The 20303-nt window shown below is 55.0% G+C and carries 22 protein-coding genes, 1 tRNA gene and 1 pseudogene; 8 read left to right on the forward strand and 16 right to left on the reverse strand.

Annotated features, from left to right (window positions below; all coding sequences use genetic code 11):
* Positions 1-377 precede the first annotated feature (377 nt).
* The 5 genes from mcrA to QFX31_RS00440 all read right to left on the reverse strand — a co-directional run bounded on the left by mcrA (position 378) and on the right by QFX31_RS00440 (position 6412).
* A complete protein-coding gene (gene mcrA / locus QFX31_RS00420; RefSeq protein WP_348530184.1) occupies positions 378-2057 on the reverse strand; it encodes a coenzyme-B sulfoethylthiotransferase subunit alpha in 1680 nt (559 codons plus the stop codon).
* A gap of 13 nt (positions 2058-2070) precedes the next feature.
* Positions 2071-2838, reverse strand: coding sequence for a coenzyme-B sulfoethylthiotransferase subunit gamma (gene mcrG, locus QFX31_RS00425; protein ID WP_348530185.1), 768 nt, complete (start codon positions 2836-2838; stop codon positions 2071-2073).
* A gap of 2 nt (positions 2839-2840) precedes the next feature.
* Positions 2841-3311, reverse strand: coding sequence for a methyl-coenzyme M reductase operon protein D (gene mcrD, locus QFX31_RS00430; protein ID WP_348530186.1), 471 nt, complete (start codon positions 3309-3311; stop codon positions 2841-2843).
* Positions 3312-3367: 56 nt separating this feature from the next.
* Entirely contained in the window at positions 3368-4672 is a 1305-nt protein-coding gene (gene mcrB / locus QFX31_RS00435; RefSeq protein ID WP_348530187.1) for a coenzyme-B sulfoethylthiotransferase subunit beta, read from the reverse strand.
* Positions 4673-5320: 648 nt separating this feature from the next.
* Positions 5321-6412, reverse strand: a complete 1092-nt coding sequence (locus QFX31_RS00440; RefSeq protein ID WP_348530188.1) for a radical SAM protein — start codon at positions 6410-6412, stop codon at positions 5321-5323.
* Positions 6413-6675: 263 nt separating this feature from the next.
* Between QFX31_RS00440 and QFX31_RS00445 the strand changes: the two genes are divergently transcribed.
* The 6 genes from QFX31_RS00445 (at position 6676) to QFX31_RS00470 (ending at position 11358) form a co-directional block, all read left to right on the forward strand.
* Positions 6676-7431, forward strand: a complete 756-nt coding sequence (locus QFX31_RS00445; protein ID WP_348530189.1) for a peptidylprolyl isomerase — start codon at positions 6676-6678, stop codon at positions 7429-7431.
* Positions 7432-7470: 39 nt separating this feature from the next.
* Positions 7471-8451, forward strand: coding sequence for a TIGR00269 family protein (locus QFX31_RS00450; protein ID WP_348530190.1), 981 nt, complete (start codon positions 7471-7473; stop codon positions 8449-8451).
* A tRNA-Thr gene (locus tag QFX31_RS00455) sits at positions 8420-8493 on the forward strand. The genes QFX31_RS00450 and QFX31_RS00455 overlap by 32 nt, the downstream gene beginning before the upstream one ends.
* A gap of 17 nt (positions 8494-8510) precedes the next feature.
* Complete coding sequence (locus tag QFX31_RS00460; protein ID WP_348530191.1) at positions 8511-8888, forward strand: hypothetical protein; 378 nt, start codon at positions 8511-8513, stop codon at positions 8886-8888.
* Between the two features lie 401 nt (positions 8889-9289).
* Entirely contained in the window at positions 9290-10081 is a 792-nt protein-coding gene (locus QFX31_RS00465) for a slipin family protein (protein WP_348530192.1), read from the forward strand.
* Positions 10078-11358 carry a nodulation protein NfeD gene (locus tag QFX31_RS00470; protein WP_348530193.1) on the forward strand — a complete coding sequence of 427 codons (1281 nt, stop codon included), beginning with the start codon at positions 10078-10080 and terminating at the stop codon, positions 11356-11358. Before QFX31_RS00465 ends, QFX31_RS00470 begins: the two co-directional genes overlap by 4 nt.
* A 3-nt stretch (positions 11359-11361) precedes the next feature.
* Here the strand turns inward: QFX31_RS00470 and argB are convergent, their stop codons facing one another.
* Both argB and oadA read right to left on the reverse strand, forming a co-directional pair.
* On the reverse strand, positions 11362-12231 hold the full coding sequence (gene argB, locus QFX31_RS00475; protein WP_348530194.1) for an acetylglutamate kinase: 870 nt from the start codon (positions 12229-12231) through the stop codon (positions 11362-11364).
* 119 nt (positions 12232-12350) lie between these two features.
* The gene (gene oadA / locus QFX31_RS00480; protein WP_348530195.1) at positions 12351-14054 is read right to left on the reverse strand and encodes a sodium-extruding oxaloacetate decarboxylase subunit alpha; all 1704 of its coding nucleotides are present in this window, start codon (positions 14052-14054) and stop codon (positions 12351-12353) included.
* Positions 14055-14351: 297 nt separating this feature from the next.
* Between oadA and QFX31_RS00485 the strand changes: the two genes are divergently transcribed.
* Both QFX31_RS00485 and QFX31_RS00490 read left to right on the forward strand, forming a co-directional pair.
* Complete coding sequence (locus QFX31_RS00485) at positions 14352-14801, forward strand: hypothetical protein (RefSeq protein ID WP_348530196.1); 450 nt, start codon at positions 14352-14354, stop codon at positions 14799-14801.
* 44 nt (positions 14802-14845) lie between these two features.
* Positions 14846-15436 carry a hypothetical protein gene (locus QFX31_RS00490; RefSeq protein ID WP_348530197.1) on the forward strand — a complete coding sequence of 197 codons (591 nt, stop codon included), beginning with the start codon at positions 14846-14848 and terminating at the stop codon, positions 15434-15436.
* 135 nt (positions 15437-15571) lie between these two features.
* On the opposite strand, the gene QFX31_RS00495 is transcribed toward QFX31_RS00490, so the two are convergent.
* From QFX31_RS00495 to QFX31_RS00535, 9 genes and pseudogenes are all read right to left on the reverse strand, one after another.
* On the reverse strand, positions 15572-16177 hold the full coding sequence (locus tag QFX31_RS00495) for an Hsp20/alpha crystallin family protein (protein ID WP_348530198.1): 606 nt from the start codon (positions 16175-16177) through the stop codon (positions 15572-15574).
* 214 nt (positions 16178-16391) lie between these two features.
* On the reverse strand, positions 16392-16664 hold the full coding sequence (locus QFX31_RS00500) for a hypothetical protein (RefSeq protein ID WP_348530199.1): 273 nt from the start codon (positions 16662-16664) through the stop codon (positions 16392-16394).
* A gap of 24 nt (positions 16665-16688) precedes the next feature.
* A complete protein-coding gene (locus QFX31_RS00505) occupies positions 16689-16853 on the reverse strand; it encodes a hypothetical protein (protein WP_348530200.1) in 165 nt (54 codons plus the stop codon).
* On the reverse strand, positions 16850-17518 hold the full coding sequence (locus QFX31_RS00510) for a GvpL/GvpF family gas vesicle protein (protein ID WP_348530280.1): 669 nt from the start codon (positions 17516-17518) through the stop codon (positions 16850-16852). Before QFX31_RS00510 ends, QFX31_RS00505 begins: the two co-directional genes overlap by 4 nt.
* Before the next feature lie 3 nt (positions 17519-17521).
* Positions 17522-17797, reverse strand: coding sequence for a gas vesicle protein (locus tag QFX31_RS00515; RefSeq protein ID WP_348530201.1), 276 nt, complete (start codon positions 17795-17797; stop codon positions 17522-17524).
* Positions 17798-17807: 10 nt separating this feature from the next.
* Entirely contained in the window at positions 17808-18170 is a 363-nt protein-coding gene (locus tag QFX31_RS00520) for a hypothetical protein (protein ID WP_348530202.1), read from the reverse strand.
* A complete protein-coding gene (gvpN, locus tag QFX31_RS00525) occupies positions 18163-19218 on the reverse strand; it encodes a gas vesicle protein GvpN (protein WP_348530203.1) in 1056 nt (351 codons plus the stop codon). The genes QFX31_RS00520 and gvpN overlap by 8 nt, the downstream gene beginning before the upstream one ends.
* Positions 19219-19258: 40 nt before the next feature.
* Positions 19259-20158 carry a hypothetical protein gene (locus QFX31_RS00530; RefSeq protein WP_348530204.1) on the reverse strand — a complete coding sequence of 300 codons (900 nt, stop codon included), beginning with the start codon at positions 20156-20158 and terminating at the stop codon, positions 19259-19261.
* Positions 20159-20195: 37 nt separating this feature from the next.
* Positions 20196-20303: pseudogene (locus QFX31_RS00535) on the reverse strand (gas vesicle protein); the annotation flags it as partial.

Below are 20303 nucleotides of genomic sequence, written 5' to 3' on the forward strand. Positions count from 1 at the left end.
GAGACACCAATATGTCCATACATCTGTCTCACCGATCAACACATTCGATTGGAATGTATTTAAGTAGAACAGAACATAAAATCAGTATCTCAGGACAATATCAATTGTACGTAATCGCAGTCGGCGTGAATTTGCAACGAGATTGCAGTATACATGTGATGAAGTAACATTAAAAGAAGAATATTATGCAGCCGACTATCCTCCAGATCAACCAGCCTGATTGCAGTCGAGCGGTGCGCGAAGAGTTTGTAGAGCTGTGGTGCTGTTCAAATGGCACTGCCCCACAGAAGATGTGGGAAGAAATGCTGCAACAATGCTGTTAGAGACCTAAAAGCCCTTGGGGCAAGACAGAATAAAAAATTTGTAGGCCTCTGGGCCTACACAGCTGGCATGACGAGGGATCTCTCGCCGGCAGCGCGGAACTCGCGTGCGCCGCCCTTGCCGAAGCAGAGCCTGATGTCGGTCCAGTCGAAGACCAGCGCGGGGTTGGCGAATGCCACCTTGACCAGCGGGTTGCATGCGAAGGCGTCGCCGCGGCCTGCGTGAGCAGCGCTTGAGATGCCTGCATACTCGCCCTGGTGACCGACGTTCATCGCGTAGTTCGGATAGTTGGCACCCCTCAGCTCGAGCGGGTTGCCCTCGTCCGACTGGTACGAGAAGACGTTGGTCGGGCCGCACTGATCCTGCAGGTCGTAGCCGAAGAATCCCAGGCGTCCCCAGGCCTCCTTGTGCAGGAGCATGGATAGATACCAGCCAGCGAGGCCTGCCTGGCTGTTTCCGGTCATTATAGCGCAGGTGATACCGGATGCAGCCGCAAGGACAGACGCCCTCTGGGATCCGCCGAAGTGATCCTCAAGCAGGGTCGGGAACGACTCGTACTGCTCGATGCCGTAGAGGGTGACCTCTGTGGCCAGATCCTTGACGACCTCCAGGTTGGCCGGCGCCTTGGCGAATCCGCCGTACTTCTCCATGCCGTAATCTACGCCATAGTAGGAGAAGTCATCCAGGACATCGTTGGTGTACGCGGCTGTGGCGTACTGCGTGAATCCGACGCCTCCGGACATGTAGCTGCCCAGCCAGATCTGATCGTAGAGCATTGTGCCTGCAGCGACCACGTTCAGGGACACAGCAGTCGGATCCCAGGGCTTGACCCTCGATGTCTGGACCATGTCAGCCATGAAGCCGAAGCTCAGGCCGCCCGGGTTGTTGGGACCGCGAGCGCGGCGTGCCGGCAGCATGTCGGACATCTGGAGAACAGCGGCGTGCTTCGCAGCATACGCCAGGTCCGCGACTGCAGCCTCACCGGCGCACATGTTGTACGCATCGATGAACGTCATCGAGAGCTGCATCGCGCTCCACCTTGAGGTCGTTCCACCATCGCAGCTCCTGACCACGATCGTCGGGATGTGGATTGCCTGCCAGGTGGTCTTGCCGATGGCCGCCTTGAGCTGCTCCGCCTGGTCTGTCGGGAAGAGCTTGTTGATGTCTATGAGGTACTGCGGATCGATCTCGTCAGCGAGGTCATCATCTCCTGTGAAGACCCTGACGTTGCAGTCCTCGACCAGCCCTGGATGGGTCTCAACCATGTGCTCCTGGACCACGGCAGCGCCTGGCATGGCGTGGTTGAGGATCTCCAGGTAGTTGTTGATCGTCTCGGGTGTGACCTCCTTGCCCAGGCGCTTCTCCAGCACCTCGTGGGCCATATCGAGGCCTACGATGACCGTCCTGCGGATATCGTCCCACATCTGCTGCATCGCAGGGTTGTTGACGAAGTGCAGGTCGTCACCCTCAACTATGTACTCGGTGCCGGACAGCTTGTAGGGGACCAGCTGCCTCTGGCCCAGCGGAATTCCGCCGCAGTGCACATATGGGTTGTAGAAGGATATGCCGCGCTTCCCCTCCAGCTTCTTAGCATACTCCATGAACTCTCTCTTACGAGCGCTCTGCTCTGGACCGAGCCTCTTGTACTCGGTCTTCTGGCTCGAGAGATCGAAGTCCTTTCCGAACTTCTTGGTCAGAGCCCTAACGAATAGCTTCTTGGTATGAAGTTTTGCCATTTATCTCGCCTCCTCACTCCGGCCTGAAGCCCCACTTTGTCCTGAGCTCCCACATGTGGTGCAGGGCCTCCAGCGCCTCGTCGAACTTCCTGGCGCCCACCTTGCCGCCGAACGATACGTTGTCATACCTGAAGATCGTCGTCCGCTTCTTGAGCTCCTCCTCGCTCATCGGCTTGCCGACATTGATCTTCTTGTCCAGCGGTATGCCGACCTGGTTCTTGACGTAGTAGACGTTGCCGTCGGCGCCCATCTCGGTCCTGGCCAGCATGTCGAACATCATGCCGTTCTCCTCAAGCCTCAGGGAGTGGCCGTGGACCGTGCAGCCCCTCATGGAGCACCTGGCGACATCTGTCATCTCGGAGTCCATCAGCTTCTTTGTGTACGCCTCTATATCCCTCTCGCGGGCCTCTATGATCTGCCTGCCTGAGAGTGTGCCGGGATCTGCGCCTCTGCAGTTGATGGCTGCCCAGTAGGACCTCCAGTATGGGATCGACGGGGCGAAGTACATCGAGTCAGTGAACTGGGAGTACCTGACGCGATCGCCTGCCGCAGCGCCTGGTGTGGGCTCGACGAGCTGCCTTATCGGGCAGTCTGGCTCGCCCATCTCCTTCAGTGGTGGATGGGTGCTCGGGTAGTCGGCACCTGGGGCCCTGTGGCCCATGATAGCAACTACATCTGCCTCGGGAATATCTCTGAGCTTCTCGAGGTTTCCGGACATGTGCTTCCTTCTGTTGGCGCCAACAGAGGTGTTGCCGGGATAGTATTGGGGTGTGTATGCCATATTTATCTCTCCTCCTTCTTGTCACTATCCTTTTCAGACAGAATGGCCAGAGCTGATTCCTTCTTGGCTCGCGGATCGACCAGTCCGAGGATGCGCTTGTCCGCATCCTTTCCGTACTTTGCATAGTCGGAGATCGTGGAGATCTCGCGGAAGAACTTCCCTCTCTTTATCTGGAAGCTGAAGGGCAGCGCTCGCTCACACGCTGCCTGGATTCCAGGCAGGAACTCCTCGCCCTCGAGCTCCAGTCGGATCCTGCCGACCTTGACCCTGAGCTCCAGGACCTCACCTCCCACCTCCACGAGGAGGTTCCGGTGCTCCTCTATCGGCAATCCCTTTCCTGGGCCGTATGTCACCGTCCTCGGGAGGTTCGGCCCCTGGATCATCATGCGGATGATGCCTCCACTGGTGTATAGCTCGTTCAGGAGCTTCTGGGTCGTCTCCGGCGAGAGGAACCTGCTGGGTAAGATCTCCACCTGGACCGGTTCCGAATCCGTGTCTGATTTAATAGTGACCATGTGTTTCGCCTATCTTAGATTGCCTCCGCCACCGATACAATCGGCTCACGGAACTCCTTTATCTCTCCGTAGATGGCTCCGACGAGGCCGGATGTCATCTCGGGTGTGAACATCTGTGTGCCGGCATCAAGAGCCACAGCAGCCGCGACGCAGGGTATAGCCATGCCTCTGGAGTGCCTGGTCACGATGTGGTTGCCGTTGAACACACCGGGCCCGCCGCCGCCGTAGATCGAGTGGCTGAAGAACGAGAATCCGACGGCAGTACCCATCACCCTGCCGAAGTCGCAGGCAGGCAGAGCGGTCTCCTTCTCGACGAGGTCGTTGTAGTACAGCAGCGTCGAGGATACGGCCTGGGCGCCCCTCAGAGCACCGCAGTTGACCATCGTGGCTGCGAGAACGCCAGCTGCGTTGTACGCATTCCACATGGATACATCATTGGCCTCGTACATCACATATCCGGATGGGAACTTCTTGCCGGGCTTTATGACCTTGTCCTCAAGCGCCCTCTCGACGACGCTGTGGACTACCGTGCCTATTGTGCCGGTCTTGCCGTTCTTCTTGACCAGATCATAGACCATGTTGTCGGCATTGAGTCCCTGGTACGCAAGAGCAAGGAGCTGATGCCTCTCGAAGATGCCAATCGCGTTGCCCATCTCAAACTCGCCCATCTGCTCGAGTATCGCGGCGAGGGATGCGGCATTCATGGCGTTTCTCTTTGTGATCGCAGCGATGTGGTTCGCCATGACGTTCCTGTATGCGAAGCCCAGACCCTCATCGTTCTGGGGGATGTTGAGAACAGACGCTACGTTTCCGCCGTTCATGCCGACCGTCTGCGGGTACTCGCCCCACACCGCGGCATGGATCATCGGAGCATCGAAGAGCCCTGCCTTGAAGTGCTGGATTATCGCCTCGACTGTGGCAGCTGCGGCAGCTGTCATTCCGACCACGAACTCAGAGGCGATCTCCGCCCTGGCCGATGGGATCTGGACGAGAAGCTGCTTGCCTCCACCGAGGACCTGCACATTTGTATCGTCGCCGGGTGTTACCTGCAGAAGGGCCTTTATCTTCTCAGCGAGCGGCTGTGCATTTGCGACAATGTCGTAGTTCAGCTCGCGGCCCTTGATCTGCCTTCTGCCGCCAGCGACGCGTCCTGTCTTCAGAGCATTCTCAATTCCTGCCAGGTTTACTGCGACAGTTCGCCTTGTCAGTTTCGCAAGCTTTTGGATAGCTGCGTTCCTGAGTGGGCTGATGGCGCTGAGGTCAACGTCACTCTTTAAAAGAACCCCACGGTCACTATATATGTCTATCTTGTCAGACACGTTCCTTATCCTCCTTTACCTTCTAGCAGAAAGGCGCAATGGAAACCGTACCCTGGAGCGATGATACGACATCAAGCCGTATCCAGGTCCGGCCATATCATTACAACCTCCCGCCGCTAATACAGTCGATGCATATCTACTTAAATGTTTTGATCGAGATTTGAAATAAATAATAAATTATTTTAATAAGATCGCGAAGCAAAATTATAATTAACAAAATACTTTAAAAAATGATACTTATTTTAATAACTAGAGGCACCAAACATCACACCAATCAGTGAATTCGCATTACAGATCGAGTGAGAGAAACCAGATAGTTTCGTGGAGGAATAACTTCTGCGCGATACCACAGAGAGCACCTTATTATTTATAATATTTTATAATTAATTTTGACATGATCTGCCCTGCGAATACCGATCATGCTCAAGAGTCCGTAGATATGATATTTTGCATATTTATATAGCAAATTGGCATAAAATAATAGCATGCTGCTGTACTCTTTGGTGCCAAACATTAAAAAGATATTAACTTAAAATTTAACAATTGGAAAAAGCCATACGAGCTGTACTGGCTGATGTCCAGATATCAACGTGGTCAGATGTTTATTTGAGCCTGCAGATACGCCCCCAGAATGAAATCGGGCGCCCTTCATGTGATCTCCTGTGCTGGGCACTCGGATCTGAACCCGCTGAAATCACCGGACCGCCTCATCAACCTCCATATCTCAGAGAGGGGGGCATCAAGAACGTTCCCGTAGACCCTGCTGAGGTAAGGACACCCTCTGACCCCGCCATCCACACCCACATGCAGCCAGCGTCTGCCTGCCATGCATCCCAGCATCTCGCCCTCGAAGTACGTGCTTGCGAAGACCCTTGGACCATCCTGAGACGCGTTCATCTTTCTGTAGAAGCGTATGATCTTCTCCCTGTCGATACGGGTCAGACGATCCTCCTCACTCCTCGGTATCGCCTCCCACACAGATAGCTCATGAACCCCGAGCTCTCTGGCAAGCTCGTAGAGTTCCGGAAGCGTATTGACCCTCTCGGAGTTCACATGAGTTGACATCGTCACCATCAGGCCTGCCTTCAGCCCCATCCTGATCGCAGCCAGAGCTCTCTCATGTGCTCCCACAACGCCCCGGATCTCATCGTGTACCCTTGGGTCAGCGCTGTAAACCCCTATGATGAGGTTGTAAAGGCCTGCCTCCCTCAGCGCATCAGCAATCTCAGGGGTCATCTCGAGCCCGGGAGTGAAGAGGTTGACAACAGCCCTCTCCTTATCCACATGCTTCACAAGATCGATTATGTCAGGCCTGAGGAGAGGATCGCCCTCTGTGAACGTGATTATACATGCGCCCATATCCAGAGCCTGGTCTATGACGCTCCTGATCGCATCTGAGGAGAGCTCACCCTCGCCCTCCTGGAGCGTGCAGTGGTCACAGCTGCACCCGCACCTGCGTGTCACCTCTATGCTCACAGTCTGGGGGACCTCGCGGCCTATCGCTATCCTGGCCTCATTCGTGATGAGACGCCTGAATGGCCCGCTCGGTATCGGCGGCAGCCAGGTTGATGGTATTATCGCATCGCTCCTCACAAGCGCAGGCTTCTCCTCCGCCAGCCTCTCGTTTATCTTCTTCAGTATCGGCTGGACCATAAGCGAGAGGGCCCCATGCGCCTCGATCCTCCGAGCCTCATCGATGAAGTCGACCGTAAGGGCTGCGGTCTTTAGTAGCTGAGTCATTGATGCGTAATAGCTCCACGTCAGTTATAGCTTTATCGCTCTCCTGAGAGAGTTCCTCGCACATTCCATGCTTATAGCAAAGCCGCTGCGCCTATCCAATGCGCGCAGCTATGCATGCTATACCCAACATCGACCCCTAGAACTGTGATGATCACCGACCCTGCCTGCTCGCCATGGGCACAGTGCCACACCAGATAGATATAAGTAAAAGTACCCATGGTTCTTGTGCGTTTATCTGTCTCGATCATCAGGATGGTTATGAGATGAGTCTGAATAAAGGAGATATTATAAAGCTGGAATATACAGGGATCGTGGATGGCAAGGTGTTCACATCCACAAGCGCCGATGTCGCAAGGGAGAACGGGATATACGACGAGAATGCGATCTACGGCCCAAGGATTGTGATTCTGGGAGCTGGCCAGATAGTGCCCGGTTTCGAGGAAGAGCTCATTGGAAAGGAGCCGGGGCACGCAGGATCTGTCGAGCTGCCGCCTGAGAAGGCATACGGCGTTCGCGATCCGGAGAAGATTGAGACTGTGATGCTCAACAGATTCAAGGATGAGAAGCCATATCCTGGGATGCGTGTCTCCGTCGATGGCAAAATAGGGACTGTCACAAGGATCGTTGGGAGAAAGGCGACGATCGACTTCAACCATCCCCTCGCCGATAAGAGCGTGAGGTTCGATTACAGGATACTGGAGCGCATAGAGGACAGGGAGGAGAAGCTCAGAGCGATGATCAAGATCTTCAGCGATATCGAGCTCGAATCAAAGATAACAGACGACGTGGCCGAGATAATCGTCCCCTGGGAGATCTCCTACTTCAAGGACTGGCTCATGATAAGGCGCTGGCTCGCAGACATGGCCCTGAGGACGCTGGGGCTGAAGGAGGTAAGGTTTGTCGAGAGGCACACGCCGGAGGACAGGTTCCGCGCTGAGCTGATATCGCCACCTGAGAAGCCCGCGGGAGAGAGCGGAAGCGCGGAATCTCAGGGCTCTGGAGGCGAGAGCCAGCCCTGAGAATGCAAAAGTCCATCAGCCTGAAGACATGGTCAAGCCATGATCCCATGCAGCAGGTGCAGCAGGCCCTCGGTGATACACCAGCGCTATTCGGGCCTCAATCTCTGCGCTGAGCACTTCGAGGAGGACGTGCAGAGAAAGATCCGCGAGAGTCTCAGAGCCTACAGGATATTCTCCAGAGGAGGCAGGGTTGCCGTCGCCCTCAGCGGAGGGAAGGACAGCTCTGTGCTTCTTTACACACTGAAGAGGATATTCTCCCACCGGAGGGACATCGAGCTCATCGCCCTGATGGTCGATGAGGGCATAAGCGGCTACAGGGAGAACACGCTGAAAACTGCCTCCGAGCTCGCAGATCGGCTTGAGGTGCCCCACATAACTCTCAGCTTCAGAGAGGAGTTCAACATAACAATTGATGAGATCTCAAGAGAGGACCTCAGCCAGGCTCCATGCACGTACTGCGGCGTAATGAGAAAGCACCTGCTGAACAGAACCGCCAGAGAGCTAGACGCGGTCGCGCTTGCCACAGGCCACAACCTCGATGACGAGGCCCAGACCGTGCTTCTGAACTACCTCAGGGGCGATGTAGACAGGCTCTTCAGGCTTGTGCCGAAGCGTCCCAGGGAGGGGATGGTCTACAGGATAAAGCCCCTCAGGAGGATTCCGGAGCGCGAGGTCGCGACCTACGCGATGCTTCACGGGATATTCCCAAGAGACCACAAATCCTGCCCGAACGTGCCCAGGGCTATGCGTCTCGAGGTCAAGAACATGTTAAACGAGATGGAGGCGAGACATCCGGGCACCAAGTACTCGATCCTGAGGGGATTCGACAGGATCCGCGAGCTCGCGCCTGATGTTCATGTGGATCTCCAGCGCTGCGAGAGGTGCGGCGAGCCTGCGGGGAGCAGTGTGTGCAAGACATGCCAGCTGCTCGAGGGACTCAGAGCAAAGCCTTTAAGTCATAAAAGCGAGAAGTCATGCCCCGATATTCGCCTCGGTAGCTCAGCTGGTCAGAGCGAGTGACTTGTAATCACTAGGTCGCGTGTTCGAATCACGCCCGGGGCTTCTCCTGTGGGGGTATCATGCGGAGATTGGTTGTGCTGGCGGTTGTTGTATCTCTTATGCTCTCACCCGCCCTCTCAATACCGAAGGTTGTGGAAAAGGATATATCGAAGAGCGAGCTGGAGGAGCTTGAGGAGCTCTTTTCGGGCAGACAGGAGAGCCAGACAGAGGCACAGGCTGCCCCCATTAACGAGACATCTGAGTACTCAGGCTACGTCTCGACAGACCGCACATCCATCAACATGATCTACACTCCTCCCTATATCAGCGATCTTGTTAACAACACGCTGTTCTCGGAGCTGTCAATGCTCATGAACGTGAGCATCTCGCCTCCCTATATTTCGCTAAATCTGACAGCGCCAAAAACCACTTACAAAATACGCCACGTTATAAGCTGAGGCGCTGTAACTATACATTTGCGCTCTTATTCATCTGAGGCTCATGTGATCGAATCGTCGGAGATGCGAACTCTGATAACCTCTACCATCAGCTGTTGACGTCACATCTCTTTACAAGATTACTGATCCGCTGAATCATAGGGATGAGCCACATCTGATAATGTGAAGGCACTGGTCCAGATGTGCATTCCTGGTGAGCGGGTGAATGCATCAAGCAACCTCTGCTCTGAACTCCAGGTTGCTTAATACAAGAGCGTCCATCCGATGGTCTGTGAAGTGCTGGCTCAGCCATGCACCAAAGGAGACCCAAGCTTGCATGGCGCCGAGATCGTCTCACACGCAGTGAAGGCAACACAGCTTTTAATATACAAGAACGGCTAAAAGCATTATGAGGTGTTCGTGTGGCTTTGCTTGATTCTCAGCTTCCGATAGTGATAGTCATTCTGCTCATACTTCTGAGCCAGTCGATGAAGATTGTGAGGGAGTATGAGCGTGTCGTCGTCTTCCGTCTCGGCAGGTACAGCGGCGTCAAGGGCCCGGGTCTCTTCTTCATAATACCGATCATAGACCGGGTGCAGCTCATAGATCTCCGTGTTGTGACAATAGATGTGCAGAAGCAGGTCGTGATAACGAGGGATAACGTTACAGTGGATGTTGATGCTGTGATATACTACCGCGTCATGGACCCGGCGAAGGCCGTGATCCAGGTGGAGAACTACAGGGTTGCGACCGCTCTTCTCTCGCAGACGACACTGAGGGATGTCTTGGGGCAGATAGATCTGGATGATCTCCTCTCGAAGAGGGAGGAGCTGAACCTGAAGCTCCAGACCATCCTCGACAGGCACACGGATCCATGGGGCATAAAGGTGACTGCCGTCACGCTGAGAGACGTGAGCCTTCCTGAATCGATGATGAGAGCGATAGCGAAGCAGGCAGAGGCCGAGAGGGAGAAGAGGTCAAGGATAATCCTGGCGGATGGCGAGCTCCAGGCATCCAGGACGATGGCCGAGGCTGCTGCGCTTTATCAGCACGCGCCTGTGGCCATAAAGCTCAGGGAGCTCCAGACCCTTGCGGAGATCGCCAGGGAGAGGAACCTGATAGTTGTGACCTCCGGCTCAGACGTTGGAAGCACAGCAGGTCTGGTGGCAGCCCTACAGAGGACTGCTGAGGAGGCGGGAAGAAGTCAGACATGAGGAACGATCGCATGGGGCCGTACCTGAAGGCTTTGGTGCTGCTGATCATGCTCTCGTATCCCTGCACGGGGGATGTTATCACCCTCAGGATAGACGGAGCCATAACGCCGGCGAGCGATGATCTTGTGAAGGCCGCGATAGGTTACGCTGAGAGCTCGAATGCGGATGCATTGATCATGATGCTCGACACCCCTGGTGGCGGCCTGAGCGAGACCCTGGAGATAATAGCTGCCGTGGAGAGGACAGAGATACCTGTGGTGGGATACGTATCCCCGCCGGGAGCGAAGGCGTGGTCCGCTGGCACAATGATACTGATCAGCACTGACATAGCAGCCATGGCCCCTAACACGATCATAGGCTCGGCCCAGCCGGTCAGGCTCCTACCCACAGGTGCTACTGAGCCTGTCAACGACACGAAGACGACGAACGCCATAGTGGCGCTCATCGAGGAGAAGGCCAAGGTCCACGGGCGGAACAGGACCGCAGCACGGGAGTTCGTGCTGAGCAACCTAAATCTGAATGCAGAGGAGGCGCTGGAGTACAGGGTGATCGAGCACGTCTCCCCGGATGTCAGCAGTCTCCTCAGATCGATCAACGGCAGCACTGCGAAGAACAGGACTCTCATGACAGAGGGTGCCGCGGTGGTTACCTTCCAGCCCGACCTTAGGCTCAGGGTGCTGATGCTTTTGTCAGATCCAACAATCGCTGGACTGCTGCTGCTAATCGGCCTCTACGCCCTCATCTTCGGGATCTCAAATCCAGGCCTCGGAGCAGAGGTCTTCGGGGTCATAGCGATCGCGCTCGGGCTCATCGGCCAGGGTTTCGATGTCAACATCGGCGCCCTGTTTCTCATAATCCTCGGCATGGGCCTGATCCTGGCAGAGCTCCACACCCATGCGATGGGTGTTCTGGGTGTTGCAGGACTGATATGCATCATACTGGGAACGCTCCTGTTCGCGCCCATTGGATTCCCGGAGTGGTATCTTCCCGGAGAGTACCAGCGTTCTGTCATCAGGCTCTTCCTGCTCCCATCCCTGACGATGGCTGGATTCTTCGCGTTCGCGGTTTACAAGATAGCAGAGGCGAGGCGCAGGCCGACTTTCGAGGAGACCGCAGGACAGTATGCAGAGGCGATCGAGACCCTGGATCCGAAGGGCTATGTCATATACCGTGGGGAGTACTGGAAGGCGGAGGCTGACGAAAGGATCGAAAAAGGAGAGACGGTCGAGGTTGTGGGGATAACCGGGCAGACGCTCAGAGTCAGGAGGATGAGGTGAGGGTCAGTTGGTGTTCATTATCATCGTGCCTATGCCTGCATCTGTCAGAAGCTCGAGTATGATCGCATGAGGTATCCTGCCGTCGATTATGTGTGCCTTCTCGACGCCGCGCTCAACAGCCTGGACACACGCCTCGACCTTCGGGATCATGCCGCCCTTTATGATGCCCCGCTCAACAAGCCTCTGGAACTCGGAGGGCGAGAACTGTGAGATAACCCTACCCGGATCGTTCGGATCCTCTCTAACACCCTCCACATCTGTGATGGATATGAGCTTCTTCGCACGCAGTGCGACTGCAACAGCTCCGGCCACGGTATCAGCGTTGACGTTCAGGCTGTTCCCCTCCCTGTCGATCGCAATGGGCGAAATCACAGGGATGTAGCCCTTCCCTGCGGTGATCATCAGTATCTCGGGGTTTATCTCCTCGACCTCTCCGACATATCCCAGATCTATGTTCTCCCCGTTCACATTCATCGGCGGCTTCTTCCTCGCCACTATCAGCATGCCATCTTTACCCGAAAGCCCGATGCCCTTACCGCCATGCTTGCCTATGAGAGATACCAGCTCTGCATTGATGTTGCCCAAAAGCACCATTCTGGCGATCTCAAGCGTCTCCCTGTCGGTGACCCTCAGACCAGCGACGAACTCGGCCTTTTTCCCAAGACGCTTCATGGTCTCCGAGATCTCAGGACCGCCCCCATGAACTACCACAGGATGGATGCCGATGTATCTGAGCAGGATTATGTCCTGTATAAAGTTCTCCAGGATCTCGCGGTTCGTCATTATCGAGCCGCCGATCTTTATCACCATTATCGAGTCGTGAAACTCCCTTATGTACGGCAGAGCCTCTATAAGCACCTGTTCCTTCCTCATATCGCAGCTCCTATCGAAAATTGGTTTTAAGCAGCCTCCTGATATGCCTCATCGCTCCGAACAGAGCGGCAGTTGGGCACATTCAGGGTGCTGCATTTCCAGATGTCACCAACGGATCATCACTCTATGGACATAAGCACATCGCCTGGAGAGACCGTCTTCCCTGTGTCTATGTATATCTCCTTAACTGTACCGCTCTTGTCCGCGTATATCGGGTTCTCCATCTTCATCGCCTCGAGTATCGCGACAACATCCCCCTTGTTGACCCTGTCGCCTTTCTTAACCTTGTACCTTATCAGAACCCCCTGCATCGGCACTGTGACTCCATCTCTGGGAGCCTTCGGCTGCGCCTCCTGTATGCTTATGCCAACAGGGGCGACCTTCACAATGTACGCCTCTCCGTCAACCTCAACGTTGAATGCAACAGGCACGCCGCCCTTCACAGCCACCGCAGCCTTCGCATCCTTCTTGACTAGAGGCTCCTCGGTCGCCTGTCCCTTCAGGAACTTTATGGCTATCTGCGGGTAAAGAGCGTATGTGAGATAATCCTCCTCCTTCTTCGCAAGACCCAGCGCATCGACCTCCCTGACAGCAGCCTCGTACTCTGGAGGCAGGAGATCCGCAGGCCTCACAGTTATCGGCTCCTCATCCTCGAGTATCTTCATGCGTATCTTCGGATCGATCTCCGCAGGTGGTCTCCCGTAGAGACCCTTAACGTAATCGCGGACCTCCTTCGGGACGACCTTGTACCTCTCGCCCGTGAGCACGTTTAGAACCGCCTGGGTCCCCACTATCTGGCTGGTCGGCGTGACCAGCGGTGGATAGCCCAGGTCTGCCCTGACCCTTGGGATCTCGGCAAGAACCTCATCGTATCTGTCGATCGCCTTCTGCTCGATCAGCTGTGCCACAAGGTTGGAGAGCATGCCTCCCGGAACCTGGTAAACGAGCACATTTGTGTCTATCTTGGCAGCTATCGGATTGAATACAGGCGCATACACTTCCATGAGCTTGTCAAAGTAGCGCTTTATCTCCGTGAGCAGCTCCAGATCAAGCCCGGTATCGTATGGTGTCTCTCTGAACGCGGCCACGACGCTCTCTGTGGATGGCTGCGAGCTGCCTCCCGAGAGCGGGGATATCGCTGTATCGAGGATGTCTGCGCCTGCCTCCACGGCTGCAAGGTAGCTCATCTGGGCAAGGCCAGCGGTACAGTGTGTGTGCAGGCAGACGGGCAGGTTAACCTCGCGCTTTATCGACCTCACAAGCTCGCTTGCATAGTGGGGGGATATCAGACCTGCCATATCCTTTATGCATATCGAGTCGCACTCCATCTCCGCCAGTCGCACGGTGAATTCCGTGAACTGCTCTATGGTGTGAACCGGGCTTATGGTGTAGCAGACAGCGCCCTGCACATGCGCGCCCATCCGCTTCGCGACCCTGATGGACTTCTCCATGTTTCTTATATCGTTGACCGCATCGAATATGCGAAAGACATCGACACCATTTTTGGCTGCCCTCTCGACGAACTTCTCCACTACATCATCGGCATAGTGCCTGTACCCCACAAGGTTCTGCCCTCTGAGAAGCATCTGCATCTGGGTGTTGGGCATCGCCAACTTCAGAGCCCTCAAACGCTCCCAGGGATCCTCATTCAGGTAACGTATGCATGTATCAAACGTAGCACCGCCCCAGACCTCCATCGAGAAATAGCCGACCTGATCGAGAAGCTCAGCAATGGGTAACATGTCCCGGGTCCTCATCCTGGTCGCGAGAAGCGACTGGTGTGCGTCTCTGAAGACGGTCTCGGTAAGCTTTACCCTGCCCATATAGATCCCCCAAGCATCATCGCTCTTTCTTTAAAATACCTTCGATCGCCCGGTCGCAGCCGGATGGCATCTGATCAGCGGAACCCGTCTGCGACAAGTGCGCTCGAATCGATGAATGATTCTGAAATCGAGAGCCACGGACTAGATGGTCCCTGGTTCTCTGAGGCTGAATTGCTCGAACAGTGGATTTCGATGGTGTAAGTGCAGGAACCGGATCCCGCGCCTGGGATGCATTCACAAGTTGTATTCTCTGCAGGTTCGCAAAGATCTATATTCTTTAAAACCGTAGTAACTGGCATGAGAGTCCTGTTCGTGCTTCTCTCTCTGGTAATCATAGCGACAGCGTCTGCATCAGATGTTGTGAGAATAGGTCTGTCTCCAAAGGAGATAGCCATCATCGGCTTGCCCCTGAAGAACACTACCCACATATCCTGGACCGGATACGGGGCTTTGGGCGAGTACAGATCGATCCATGCCGAGTGGCTCCCTCCGCTCTCCGAGTACAGCCACACGCCGGAGATCTACGAGTTCCTCCTTCCCACATGGACATCTCCGGGTTTCGGCTTGAACACGCATATAAAGCCTATATACGAGTTCATCCAGGAGGGCTGGCAGCCGCCCAGGATCAACTACACAGAGCACACTCCAGAAATAGCGGAGTTCATGAGCGAGAGCTGGCGGCCGTCACCTCCTAGCGGAGGGCCGTACACAGGCGAGGGCACCGGGCTGGCAGCGTTTCTGAGATGAGGGAAGCTGAGAGGCAGAGAGACAAATCGTGTGAGCTGGTCTCCTTGAGAAAACTGATAGTCGCAAGGATAGTCCACTCGCCAGAGGACATGGGCTCGATGAGGGAGGGGCTTGAGAGGATTGGCGTCTCCAGGCTCGGAAGGGAGAGGTGGGAGGAGAACCGCAGGAGGATCGAGCGCTTCTGGGATGAGCTCGAGCGGGAGATCGATCTCCTGGATATAGATCCCGCTCGGCTGCGCATATACCAGGATGGATTGCCTGCAGGCGGCGAGCTCGGAGAGAGGATAATCCTGGAGACGGCCTCGAAGGGGAGCAGGAACTATCAGATCATCAAGAAGCTCATGGATAGGGGCGCGAGGATCGAGGCCACAGAGAGCCCTGAGCTGCTGCTGAAAGAGTATCAGCACATAAAGGCGATGGTATCAACAACTGGCGAGGAGCAGAGAAGGGCGCTGGATGCATACAACATGGAGAAGGATCGCCTTCTCGAGGAACGGGACGCATATATCGCCAGAAGAATAGCGGAGACTCTCCACGATGGGGAGACAGGCCTGCTCTTCATAGGCGCCCATCACAAAGTTGTTCCCAGGCTGCCACCGGACGTGGAGGTATCGTATCTCGGAGATCCCGGATGACATAAAATGCTCTTGTTCATATGATAACATGCCGCAGAGGCACAGCTCTGCCATGTGCTCCTTGCGAATGAGCACATCAGACGACCAGCCGGCATGACCTCCAGGTTTGCTAGACAGTGGGATCGTTAAACAGATTCAGCCCCTCACGCGATCGATCCGGAGCTGAAGTATGCCATTCTTGAAGCTTCTGCTGCTGATGTTCCTGGCGTCAGGTGGGAGCTTCACCAGCTTCAGGAACTCTCCTGCCCGGATCTCCAGAACTCCTTCTCTGACTACTGTCACAGAGAGCTCATCCTCATCCACCCCTGGAAGCTCTGCGACGATTGTTATGCTCTCCCCGTCGTCCATCACATCCACTATCGGCTCCTTTCTGGGAGCGGCGGGTATCCTGACATCGGGTGGTCTTGCTGGCGGCCTTCGAGCCCCGGGTTTGCTCAGCGGCCTCACAGATATGTTGTAGTCCACAACCGGTCTGCTGCTCCATCCGACCTCTATCCTGTGCCGCACCTCTGCATCTGTCTCCGCAATTCTCCTCTTGAACTCCGGAGAGGAGGCCTCAAGGGCTTTTATTATTCCACCAAGGCCTGGAATGAACTGGCTCACGATCTCACCAACTATCGACGGCTCCTCAGCGGTTTTCTTCTCTCCCGCTCCCTCGCCCCTGAGGGATTTAAGAGCCCTCTCGATCTCATCCAGCCTGCGTTCTATTCTGTCCAGACGATCCTCATAACTATCTGACATGCCGCACACTCCAAACAAAACATCTCATACCTGATCTAACATTGGTACGAAAATGGCATCATCATTTTCATACACATAGGCGACCTCAAGTCATGTGCGTTTTCTGCACGTTTTTGCACATACTGTTACCGAATCACAATCCGACGAGAGCCTGATCTGATAAATCCCAGCATCTCAGCGGGATATCAAGGAGCATCTCCAGCTGCCGTAAAGATCACTTGGATCTCATCTCTGCAAGCCGTTTTTTGTGGAGAGCAATTGTAGCTATATGTTTTCTCCTGACATCAAGCATGTGCTTTGTGGACTTTGCCAGGCTCTCATTCCAGGCCCTCTTTATCCTGATCATGTGAACTGCAGCTTTGCACGACATCTCCTCCCGCCTCGATCTGAGGTACGGCAGTATATCCTTCCTCAGCCGCATGCGGTGTGCAATTACCTTTGTATGCTGGATCCTTCTGTTCTCCATGATCTTGGACCTTCTAGTCATATCTTACTCCCTACTGACTGGACATTATCTGATGCAGGAATCCAGCGAATGTATCGATATCCTGTATCTCAGGACGGAGAAGCAGGGCCCTCTCACTCTCCCTGTCACATGACCGGATGTGAGCATTTTGGAGTCCATCTCTCTGATCAGATTTACAAGATCCCTGTAGAGATCTGAATCTTCGCTCAATTTATCCTCGCCTGTCTGAATCCCTTCCTGCTCTTCCCCAGGATGTGTATGTCGACGAAGTTGTACGGCGGCCACGGTCCGGAATAGTTTGTCCTCAGATCGCTGTGCTCCTCGATAATTGCGCTCACACGCTCCGAGAACTCATCGATCCTCGAACGCTCCACAAGGAACGCCGTGTTGAGAAGTAATCGATCGCTGAAGAGGTCGAGGTTCTTGAAATCCACCGAGGCGGCGCTGAGGAATCCCACGATCCCCCTTCTGATCTCCTCATCCTGGCCGTTCATATCTGCATTCCTTGGCTTGATCACCTTGACTCCAAGTTCGACGCGCCCCTCCACAACAGGCCACGCCTTCTTCATTGCAGCATATCCAGCGCTCATGGCCACAGCGAGGTTCTTTCTTCCCTTGAAGACCATGCCATATGCGACCGGAAGAACATCATGCTCCTCCAGCACCCTCCTGACGACCCTCCTGTGAGTCTCCACGTCCTTTTCATCGACATCGTACTCCTTCAGCTCCGCCTCGCTCACAACAGGGCACAGGTCTCTGTATTCAATGGTATGAACATCGCTGTTGCCGAAGCCGATGGGCCCGAAATCCGCATTTTCTGATCGGATCACACAGTAAACATAAATCCCCTTCTGGACGCTCCTCTTCGGCGGCAGAGCTCACTCCTCCTCTATTCTCTCCAGGCTTCCTCTATGGCGGAGCTCCATTCTACGATAGCTGGTGATCTCTCCGTTCTCGTCGAATGTCATCTCATATCTGCCGATGATGTCCTGCGTGTCCGGTATGGCCCTGCGCTCCAGCACCTCCACGTTCACAATCCATCCGCCCTCTGTTTTGGATATGCTGCTGATCGACTCGAATCTCTTTCCGAGGAGATCCTCAGCTGAGGTCCTGGCGATTCTGAGCATATCCTTGAGACCAGGCTTTCCTGTCATCCTCCAACTCCTAGGGAACGAATATCAGATCACAGTCCCTCATGGCCTCAACCTGCTTTCCTCGCCAGACCTTCACCGCATCTCTGAGGTTGTACCGCTCCGCTCTGCTGATGAGGCCGTAGTAGTTGAGGAACGAGGCCAGTCTTCTGCGCCTTGCTCTGCTTCTTCCTGATGCTATGGTATCGAGATCCACTGTGCCATCCGGCTTCAGGCAAAGGTAAAACGTCCTGGCCGCCACCCTGCCGTCATCGGTTCTGGCTCTGACCACTAGCGCCTCCGTCTCGTTGATTCTCAGCCCTCTCGGCCTTCGCGAGAAGATCTCGCTGACCCTGGAGATCTCAGCATCCTGGATGACGGCGCCGACCCTATCCACATGGACCCTCCTGTACAGCTGCTATCGCCTCATACACCAGCTCCCTCTTCTCCTCCATCTCCTTCCTGGAGCTGGTCTTGTTGGCGATCACATCTATGCAGATCTGATCCAGACCGATGCTGGAGTTTCCGTTCAGCATCCTCAGGCCCTTGCCTATCATTATGCATGCTCTCGTGCCGGGCTTCTGCGCATCCGGAAGCCGCTCCCTCAGGTACCTCACGATCTCAACCACCCTGCGCGCCACATCCTCTCCGAGCCCTGTGTGCTCCATGACGATCCTCACCTCGGTCTCGTATCCGTAGTAGTCCGTGTATATCCCGACCATTCTGTCCAGAAGGGCATCCTGTGGTTTGTGTATGCCAGCATACTCTATCGAGTTCGAAGTGAGGATGGCCCTGAACTCCGGATGGACTCTTATGTACCTGTCCTCCCCGAACTTCGTGGGCAGCTCCAGCACACCCTCCTCAAAGACGGAGAGGAAGACATTGTTCGCAGCGGGCTTTGTCCTGGAGAACTCATTGTATATCAGTGTGTATCCGTACTTGCATGCAAGCGATAATGGATTATCGACCCACTCCACCTTCATTACATCCTTGCTCTTGAAGACGTTGTGGATGTATTTGTCCCGGACGCTCTCGTTCTCGATCTGTGAGTAGCCACCTATGAGATCTGCCGTCGTTATCGACTCGTCCCCGTTTATCCAGACCACTGGCCTTCCGAACTGGCGTGCGACATGCATCGCGAGGCTGGTCTTTCCACATCCAGTGGGGCCTATGAGATGTACAGGATAACCAGCTTCGAGCCAGAGCCTCATCCTCGCCTCGGTCTCCCTGACCTCAGGAGTCTCCACGAAGTGCTCTACCTCAGGCATCAGATATGCTTCTTCGATCTCCTTTCTCAGGGCTTCCGGGTCGCGCGCTGCTGTCTGCGATTGCACCTTCACATGAATCTCCTCACGCTCTTTTGAGAGAAGCAGCTTCTTCTCCCACGAGGTCTGGTGGACAGACTCACCTCTCACACGCCTTGGATGGGTGACAACGTATCTCATCTAGAACCCTCTGGGGATCATAAAAAATATCTACCGGTGGTTAACCGTAGTAGAAATCTCTTATATATTTATTAACATCCTGCTCGACGTATCTCTGCATCTCATCTCTGAGAGCCAGAGCTCTGGAGTGCAGCTCCCTAGCGGCAGTGTTCATCTTAGATATGGCGTCACGGTTCTCTCTGATCTGGCTGTCCAGATCAGCTCTGAACTTCCTTAGTCCTTCGTTGAGCTCCTTCGCACCTTCCTCCCTGATGCGCTCGCCGGATTTCTTAAAATCTATGGACATCTTGTCCATGGCGGATCTGATCTCAGCTGCACCAGAGCCCATCCTCGATACAGCGTCGCGATTCTCTCTGATCTGGCTGTCTAGGTCAGCTCTGAATTTCCTTAGTCCTTCGTTGAGTTCCCTCGCACCTTCCTCCCTGATGCGCTCACCGGCTTTTCTCAGCTCCTCTGAGGTCTTGCCGATTGAGAGCTTCATCTGACGCACACCGGTGCGTATCTTTGCTATGCCCTTCTTGTTCTCTGCGGCCTGCTCTTCTATTGACTTTTTAAGGGCGCTAACGCTCTTGGCCATTCTGCTCACACCCTCATCCCGGATGGCGACTCCGGCGCTTCTCAGCTCCGCAGACTTTCTACGTATCGATTCCTGCCTCGCCCGAACACCCCTTCCCTGTGCTGCTGAAGGAACCTCCGCAGGTGCCGCGGGCTTGACTTCCACAGCCGTTGCTGGCGCCTCCTTTCGCTCCTCTGGTTTCAGCTGAACCTCCGCTGGCCTAGGCTCGACGATCTGGGGCGGCGCCTTCTTCCTGGCCTCGATTATGCTCTCGGCCAGCTGGGCCTTTGTGCCCCCGATGTTCTGGATCCCAAGCTGAACTGCCATCTCCTCCAGCTCTCGCCGGGTGTGTTTCGTCACCAGCTCTTCTACAGTCTCTTCCATAGGCACCCCGAGATATCACAAAATCAGGAGTTCCTGGTCAGGCAGGAACTCCCGGAGCTGCGGCTATGGCAGCCTGCTCGATCTTCGCCATCTCCTCGGAGTAGTGGAGGAATGTATCGACGGATGCAACCACCACTCTCGCCTC

Source organism: Methanothrix sp. (genome assembly GCF_030055635.1).
Taxonomy (GTDB): domain Archaea; phylum Halobacteriota; class Methanosarcinia; order Methanotrichales; family Methanotrichaceae; genus Methanothrix_B.

Coding starts and splice junctions, on each gene's coding strand:
- mcrA (WP_348530184.1), bottom strand. CDS start 2,057: ATGGCAAAACTTCATACCAAGAAGCTATTCGTTAGGGCTCTGACCAAG.
- mcrG (WP_348530185.1), bottom strand. CDS start 2,838: ATGGCATACACACCCCAATACTATCCCGGCAACACCTCTGTTGGCGCC.
- QFX31_RS00440 (WP_348530188.1), bottom strand. CDS start 6,412: ATGACTCAGCTACTAAAGACCGCAGCCCTTACGGTCGACTTCATCGAT.
- QFX31_RS00445 (WP_348530189.1), top strand. CDS start 6,676: ATGAGTCTGAATAAAGGAGATATTATAAAGCTGGAATATACAGGGATC.
- QFX31_RS00450 (WP_348530190.1), top strand. CDS start 7,471: ATGATCCCATGCAGCAGGTGCAGCAGGCCCTCGGTGATACACCAGCGC.
- QFX31_RS00460 (WP_348530191.1), top strand. CDS start 8,511: ATGCGGAGATTGGTTGTGCTGGCGGTTGTTGTATCTCTTATGCTCTCA.
- QFX31_RS00470 (WP_348530193.1), top strand. CDS start 10,078: ATGAGGAACGATCGCATGGGGCCGTACCTGAAGGCTTTGGTGCTGCTG.
- argB (WP_348530194.1), bottom strand. CDS start 12,231: ATGAGGAAGGAACAGGTGCTTATAGAGGCTCTGCCGTACATAAGGGAG.
- oadA (WP_348530195.1), bottom strand. CDS start 14,054: ATGGGCAGGGTAAAGCTTACCGAGACCGTCTTCAGAGACGCACACCAG.
- QFX31_RS00485 (WP_348530196.1), top strand. CDS start 14,352: ATGAGAGTCCTGTTCGTGCTTCTCTCTCTGGTAATCATAGCGACAGCG.
- QFX31_RS00495 (WP_348530198.1), bottom strand. CDS start 16,177: ATGTCAGATAGTTATGAGGATCGTCTGGACAGAATAGAACGCAGGCTG.
- QFX31_RS00500 (WP_348530199.1), bottom strand. CDS start 16,664: ATGACTAGAAGGTCCAAGATCATGGAGAACAGAAGGATCCAGCATACA.
- QFX31_RS00515 (WP_348530201.1), bottom strand. CDS start 17,797: ATGACAGGAAAGCCTGGTCTCAAGGATATGCTCAGAATCGCCAGGACC.
- gvpN (WP_348530203.1), bottom strand. CDS start 19,218: ATGAGATACGTTGTCACCCATCCAAGGCGTGTGAGAGGTGAGTCTGTC.
- QFX31_RS00530 (WP_348530204.1), bottom strand. CDS start 20,158: ATGGAAGAGACTGTAGAAGAGCTGGTGACGAAACACACCCGGCGAGAG.